At 54.4% G+C, this 6,283-nt stretch carries 8 protein-coding genes and 1 tRNA gene; 7 read left to right on the forward strand and 2 right to left on the reverse strand.

From position 1 onward, the window contains the following. Positions 1-245 precede the first annotated feature (245 nt). Positions 246-980 carry a twin-arginine translocase subunit TatC gene (tatC, locus tag NCN04_RS06355; protein ID WP_250395542.1) on the forward strand — a complete coding sequence of 245 codons (735 nt, stop codon included), beginning with the start codon at positions 246-248 and terminating at the stop codon, positions 978-980. Here the strand turns inward: tatC and NCN04_RS06360 are convergent. After that, positions 931-1,299 carry a DUF3067 family protein gene (locus NCN04_RS06360; RefSeq protein ID WP_250395541.1) on the reverse strand — a complete coding sequence of 123 codons (369 nt, stop codon included), beginning with the start codon at positions 1,297-1,299 and terminating at the stop codon, positions 931-933. The genes tatC and NCN04_RS06360 overlap by 50 nt on opposite strands. Before the next feature lie 82 nt (positions 1,300-1,381). Here NCN04_RS06360 and petC point away from each other — a divergent pair, with 82 nt between their 5' ends. The 6 genes from petC (at position 1,382) to NCN04_RS06390 (ending at position 5,547) form a co-directional block, all read left to right on the forward strand. Beyond that, a complete protein-coding gene (petC, locus tag NCN04_RS06365) occupies positions 1,382-1,918 on the forward strand; it encodes a cytochrome b6-f complex iron-sulfur subunit (RefSeq protein WP_048347055.1) in 537 nt (178 codons plus the stop codon). Positions 1,919-1,961: 43 nt separating this feature from the next. Continuing rightward, positions 1,962-2,894, forward strand: a complete 933-nt coding sequence (gene petA / locus NCN04_RS06370) for a cytochrome f (protein WP_048347054.1) — start codon at positions 1,962-1,964, stop codon at positions 2,892-2,894. A 5-nt stretch (positions 2,895-2,899) separates the two neighbouring features. Next, positions 2,900-3,766, forward strand: coding sequence for a prolipoprotein diacylglyceryl transferase (gene lgt, locus NCN04_RS06375; protein ID WP_048347053.1), 867 nt, complete (start codon positions 2,900-2,902; stop codon positions 3,764-3,766). Next, positions 3,763-4,518, forward strand: a complete 756-nt coding sequence (gene cobM, locus NCN04_RS06380; protein WP_048347052.1) for a precorrin-4 C(11)-methyltransferase — start codon at positions 3,763-3,765, stop codon at positions 4,516-4,518. The genes lgt and cobM overlap by 4 nt, the downstream gene beginning before the upstream one ends. Positions 4,519-4,557: 39 nt before the next feature. Further along, positions 4,558-4,629, forward strand: a tRNA-Val gene (locus tag NCN04_RS06385). Positions 4,630-4,737: 108 nt separating this feature from the next. Then, entirely contained in the window at positions 4,738-5,547 is an 810-nt protein-coding gene (locus NCN04_RS06390; RefSeq protein WP_048347051.1) for a helix-turn-helix domain-containing protein, read from the forward strand. Here the strand turns inward: NCN04_RS06390 and NCN04_RS06395 are convergent. Further along, positions 5,531-6,283: Ppx/GppA phosphatase family protein (locus tag NCN04_RS06395; RefSeq protein WP_502988761.1), on the reverse strand; the 753-nt coding region annotated here is incomplete at its 5' end. The genes NCN04_RS06390 and NCN04_RS06395 overlap by 17 nt on opposite strands.

The raw sequence follows: 6,283 nt of genomic DNA on the forward strand, positions 1-6,283 counted from the left end.
TGGAGCATCTCCAACGCATTGCAGGTGCAGCGCTTGGAACGGTGCAACACAAAGAGGGTGAGGTTGTCTGGGCCGAGCCAGATCGAGCAAGACAGCGACTGATCGCCGGCAAGCTCTTAGCCTGAGCTCACCCACTAGCTGTCGGACTGATCCCTCCTGAGCCGAACAAGAAAACAGTGCTTCCTGCCCCCGAACCGATTCGGGTGAACCCTCAACCTGAGCAGCTTCCACCCAATGATGTGGAAATGTCCCTGGTGGATCACCTCGAAGAGCTTCGTCAGCGCGTGTTTCGCAGCCTGATTGCGATTGTGATTGGCGCTTTGGCCTGCCTTTTCGCGGTAAAACCGTTGGTGAGGATCTTGGAGGAACCCGCGGGATCGATCCGATTCCTCCAGTTGGCACCTGGCGAGTTCCTGTTCGTTTCCTTCAAGGTTGCCGGCTATGCCGGACTCACCTTGGCGATTCCTTACGTCTTGTATCAAGGCTTGGCTTTCGTTTTGCCGGGTCTCACGCGGAATGAGCGTCGTCTGATCGCTCCCGCTGTGGCGGGTTCAGCGGTGCTCTTTTTCGCCGGAATTGCTTTTTCTTGGTGGGCACTCATCCCTGCTGCCCTTGGGTTCCTGGTGAGTTACGGGGCTGATGTCGTGGAACCGATTTGGTCGATCGAGCGTTATCTCGACTTTGTGCTCCTGTTGATGCTCTCCACTGGACTGGCCTTTCAGCTTCCTGTTCTGCAGTTGTTGCTTGGGTTGTTTGGGTTGGTCCGTTGGAGGCGGATGCTCTCGGCCTGGCGTTGGGTCGTGTTGATTGCTGCATTGGCAGGAGCCGTGCTGACCCCATCCACGGATCCGATCACGATGTCCTTGCTAGCCGGTGCAATCTCAGGCCTGTTTTTCGTTGGCGTTGCTCTGGTTGCGGCAGTCGAGCGGTTCAGACCAGAAACTCCTCCAGACGCCCCTCCCCCTGCAGCTGCAGGCTGAGTGCTTTCCCGAGTCGAGGACGGTCTCGTGTGTCGTTTAACCACGATCGGACGACGCCTGCTTGGCCCAAGCGATTGACCACATCCACGACTTGGGCGAGATGGGTGCGGTATTCCTCCTCGTTTAAAGGGAAAGATTGTTGCTCCAAATAGGCCCACATCACTTGGAGGTACAACCTCTTGCGCCTGACGACGAGTTGGATGTCGTAGCTGGCTTGCCAGCGCTCCCGCAGTCGGTCGATCACTTCGTCGACAGTGATGGGAGGGATGGATTGTTCGAATACTGGGTCTACAAGCACGGAAACGGCTGAGTGGTTCATCTAAAAGCCCAGTCGTTGCAAAGCGTGACGGGACCTTTACCCTCCATAATGGACCTCATTCAGTGTTGATTGAGCGTCAGTCATGACTCAGATGCCAGCTAGTGATGTGCCCGGTATGGGCCGTCGGCAGTTCATGAATCTGCTGACCTTCGGATCCGTCACGGGTGTGGCCTTGGGGGCGCTTTACCCGGTGGCTAATTACTTCATCCCGCCCAGGGCTGCCGGGAGCGGTGGTGGAACCAGTGCCAAGGATGAGCTCGGTAATTCAGTCACCGCCAGCGGTTGGTTGAGTAGCCACGCCGAGGGTGATCGCAGTCTTGTCCAAGGCTTGAAGGGTGATCCCACCTACTTGATCGTGGAAGGCTCTGACGCGATCGGTAGCTACGGCATCAATGCCATTTGCACCCACCTCGGCTGTGTGGTGCCTTGGAACAGCGGCGCCAACAAATTCATGTGTCCCTGCCATGGCAGTCAGTACGACGCCACAGGCAAGGTGGTGCGCGGCCCCGCGCCTCTGTCTTTGGCCTTGGCCAATGTCAGCGTCGACAACGACAACGTGTTTGTTAGCCAGTGGACTGAAACCGATTTCCGGACGGGCGAAAAGCCCTGGTGGTCCTGATCAGCCCCTCCTTTTTGCTGTCTCTCCCCTACCTCGCTTTCCCATGCGCCGCCTGCTCTCCTCCACTTTTGCCGCACTGATCGTCGGCCTCGCCGTCTTCAGTGCACCCTCTGCAAGTTGGGCCTATCCCTTCTGGGCACAACAAAATTACGATTCTCCCCGTGAGGCCACCGGCAAGATCGTTTGTGCGAATTGTCACCTGGCCCAAAAGCTCACTCAGGCAGAAGTTCCCCAGTCCGTGCTGCCTGACAGCGTCTTCAAAGCAGTTGTCAAGATCCCCTACGACAATGGCGTTCAAGAGCTTGGTGCTGATGGCAGTCAGGTTCCCCTCCAGGTGGGAGCTGTTGTGATGCTTCCTGATGGCTTCACGCTCGCTCCTCAGGATCGCTGGACCGATGAGATTAAGGAGGAAACAGAGGGGGTTTATTTCAGCGAGTACAGCGACGACCAGCCCAATGTGATTTTGGTGGGTCCGATCCCTGGAGACGAGCATCAAGAAATTGTCTTCCCAGTGCTTTCTCCTGACCCCGCGACGGACAGCAGCATCAGTTTTGGTAAGTACTCCATTCACGTGGGTGGAAACCGCGGCCGCGGCCAGGTGTACCCAACGGGTGAAAAGAGCAACAACACCGTTTACACGGCGCCCGCCTCTGGCTCTGTGAGTGCCATTGAACCTGGTGACAATGGCGCAAGCGTCGTCACCGTCAAGTCTGCTGATGGATCTGAAATCTCAGAGACCGTTCCAGTGGGTCCCGCCCTGCTGGTCTCTGTTGGCGATGTGGTTGAAGCTGGAGCCCCCATCACGGACGATCCCAATGTGGGTGGATTCGGTCAGCTCGATACTGAAGTTGTTCTTCAGAACCCTGTTCGTATTTACGGCATGCTCGCGTTCTTCGCAGCAGTTGCTTTGGCTCAGATCATGCTGGTTCTGAAAAAGAGGCAGATTGAGAAGGTTCAAGCTGCTGAAGGTGTCTGATCAACGTGATCATTCCCGCTGTCTTTACATCACCTGGGCCCGTGCTTTTTCAGCTCGGGCCTATTACTTTGCGCTGGTACGGTCTACTCATTGCGCTGGCCGTGCTCATTGGACTCAACTTATCAAGCTGGCTAGCTAAACAGAGAAACCTTGAATCGGGATTAATTAGTGACCTTCTTCCCATTCTGGTGCTGGCTTCCATCATCGGCGCTCGTCTGTATTACGTAGCCTTTGAATGGCGCTCTTACCAAAACTCCTGGTGGGATGTGTTTGCGATTTGGCAAGGGGGGATTGCGATCCATGGAGCATTGATCGGAGGCACAATCTCCCTGGTTTTGTTCTGTCGTTGGCGGAAAGTTTCCTTTTGGGATCTGCTCGATGTTTTGGTCCCATCTGTGATCCTTGGTCAAACAATTGGCCGTTGGGGGAATTTTTTCAATTCAGAAGCCTTTGGGGTCCCGACCCAATTGCCTTGGAAATTATTTATTCCTTATTTAAGCCGTCCCCAGATTTTTGCTGATTCAGAGTTCTTTCACCCCACATTCCTTTACGAATCTCTTTGGAATTTGGTGGTTTTTATTGTGTTGATGACGTTGTTTCAGTGGGGTCGGAGTGGACGTATTTCGCTCCCACCAGGAGCTCTGAGTTGTGTTTATCTGCTTTGCTATAGCCTCGGTCGTGTGTGGATTGAGGGTCTGCGAATTGATCCGCTCTGCTTAGGAGGAGTCCCTCCATTTTGTGACGGGGGCTTGAGGATTGCTCAGTTGATGAGCCTCTCACTGCTGCTGCTTGCGGGGTTTGGTTTGTTTTGGCTATACGGGAAACGAAAGTCTTTGCCTGATCCAGGCTTACGCACTCCAGGTACTTCATGACCACAGTGTCGATTGTCGGTGCAGGGCCCGGAGCTCCTGATCTTCTAACGCGACGTGCTGAGAACCGGTTGAAGTCTGCTCAGGTTTTGATTTGGACAGACTCGTTGGTGTCGCCTCAGATCGCGGCCTTAGCCCCAGATCACTGCGAAACCATTCGGAGCAGCACGCTCACGCTTGAAGATGTGCTCCCACTGATGATTGATCGGGCCCAAAAAGGTCTTCAGGTGGTTCGTCTTCATGACGGTGATCCCTGCCTGTATGGAGCTCTTTCGGAGCAAATTTGTGGCTTAACTGATGCTGGGATCTCTGTCGACGTGGTTCCAGGAATCAGCGCTTATCAGGCGACCGCTTCAGCGTTAGGGGCTGAACTCACGATTCCTGGCCTCGTTCAGACCATTGTTTTGGGGAGAGCCGGTGGACGCACTGGGGTGCCCGAAACGGAGAGTTTGGAGAATCTTGCCCGTCTACAAGCATCCCTATGCCTCTATCTCAGTGCTCGCCATGTTGAGGAGGTGCAAGCAACATTGCTGAAGCATTATTCGCCCGATACACCAGTGGCTATCGGTCACCGTGTGAGCTGGCCCGATGAATGGCTGCAAGTCGTCCCTCTGGACCGCATGGCAGCGATCTCTCAAGAGCAAAATTTGATCCGGACCACTCTTTATATTGTGAGCCCAGCATTGAAGGCAGGTCGCCAGCGCTCAAAGCTTTACTCGCCAGAGCATGATCACTTGTTCCGTCCTCGTCACTAAGTATCTGGCTTCTCCGTTGTGGTTTAAGATTTCCATCCGGGGCGATTAGCACAGTGGTAGCGCACTTCCTTCACACGGAAGGGGTCACTGGTTCGAATCCAGTATCGCCCATTGAATCTTTTGATCTGAAAGTTAAATACTTTATTGACTGGGTAAATTTAAATCCTGGTGACAGTTTGCCGAAACGCAACTAAAATTTTTTGACGGTGAATACATGAAATGGCCGAAGTTAGTGACGCTACCGATCATTCAGATTTCCGTCAGGACGAACTCGCTTCCCTCGGCCGCGTCTTAAAGGAAGAGCGGGAAAGGCAAGGGATGACTTGCCAAGCTTTTGCCGATTCGCTCCACATGGGTAAAGAGCAGCTTGAAGCTTTGGAGAATGGAGATCGGGACAATCTTCCAGAACCCGTTTTTATATGCGGGATGCTGCGAAGAGTGGCGCAAAAATTGGGATTAGACCCCGTTCCTTTGGTTCAACAATTCCAATCTCAGCCTGCTGTGACGAAGGCTGCGCCTGCAAAGCGGGTGAGTCGCGAGCGCTCAGGAGCTACCGACGTACCGCAAGGCCAGCAGGACTCCGCATCGATGGGTCGCTGGATCAGAAATGCAGCCATTCCTTTGCTCCTAGTTGCAGTGACGGCAATCAGCGCCATTGCATTTCGTGGAAACCGCCAGCAATCAGAAGTTGTGAGCACCGCGGCTTCGTCGGACCAAGCTGTGCCTCAGCCAACTCCAGCCACGAACAACGGTCTCGCTTTGGACATGGCTACGAGCGGTGACAACAAGAGTCCAGGACAGATTTCGCTTGTCAGCTCACAACCGAGCTGGGTGTCCGTCCGCAATCGGAGCGGGGATGTGATCTTTGAGGGCACTCTGAACGAACCGAAACAGTTTGAGGGCGATCAGGGGCTTGAGGTCTTCGCGGGACGACCTGATTTGGTGAGGTTTAGCTATGGGGATGGCTCGCCTCGGGTCTTGGGCAGCATCGATCAGTTGCGTTGGTACCCCCTCACTCCTGAACCTTGAGCTTGAGGTTCAAACCGGCGACCTCCCTCAGCATTGGGGCACAACTCTCCAGGCTCCACTGCTCGAGACTGAAATCTTGATCTGCCTTTTCCCCGATCAACTCGAGCACAAGATCTTCATTGTTCACGTTGACCAGCAAGCTTTGAAACACCGGCTCTGGACGTCGATCGAGGGCAACCGCCAGTCTGAGCAGTAAGGCCATATCTGAGACCGTGCGTCGATTCTCGCGGCTTTGAAGTGCTTGCCAAGACTCATGCCTCTTTTTGGGAAGACTGCGGCGGTGATAACGCGCGATGGCAGCCACCATCAAATGCTCTGCTTCTGAATAGCCCAGCAGTTCGCCATGGCGGATCAGATACCAGGAGTGCTTGTGATAGGCGCTGAGATTGATGTGTTGACCGCAGGCGTGAAGCATCGCTGCGGCCCATAGCAAGTCGCGGCCTGAGCCATCGTCACGATGAAGATGGTCTTGGGTGTTGTCATACAGAGTGAGCGCATGGGAAGCCACACGCTCGGCTCGTTGTTGATTGACGGCGAAACGCTGCACCTGATGGATCACGGTGCGCTGTCGAATACTGCTTTGAAAGCTGAAACGGTCTTCTAGGAGGCCGTGACGCAACATCCAATCAACGATCAGGCCTTCGCGCAGAGCGCGTTCACTCAGAACCAATTCTTTGGCTCCCAACATCTGCATGCTGGTTTGAAGAATTAAGGCACCTGGAACAATGATCTCCGC

The organism is Synechococcus sp. MU1655 (assembly GCF_023630655.1).
In the GTDB taxonomy this organism is placed as follows: Bacteria; Cyanobacteriota; Cyanobacteriia; order PCC-6307; family Cyanobiaceae; genus Synechococcus_C.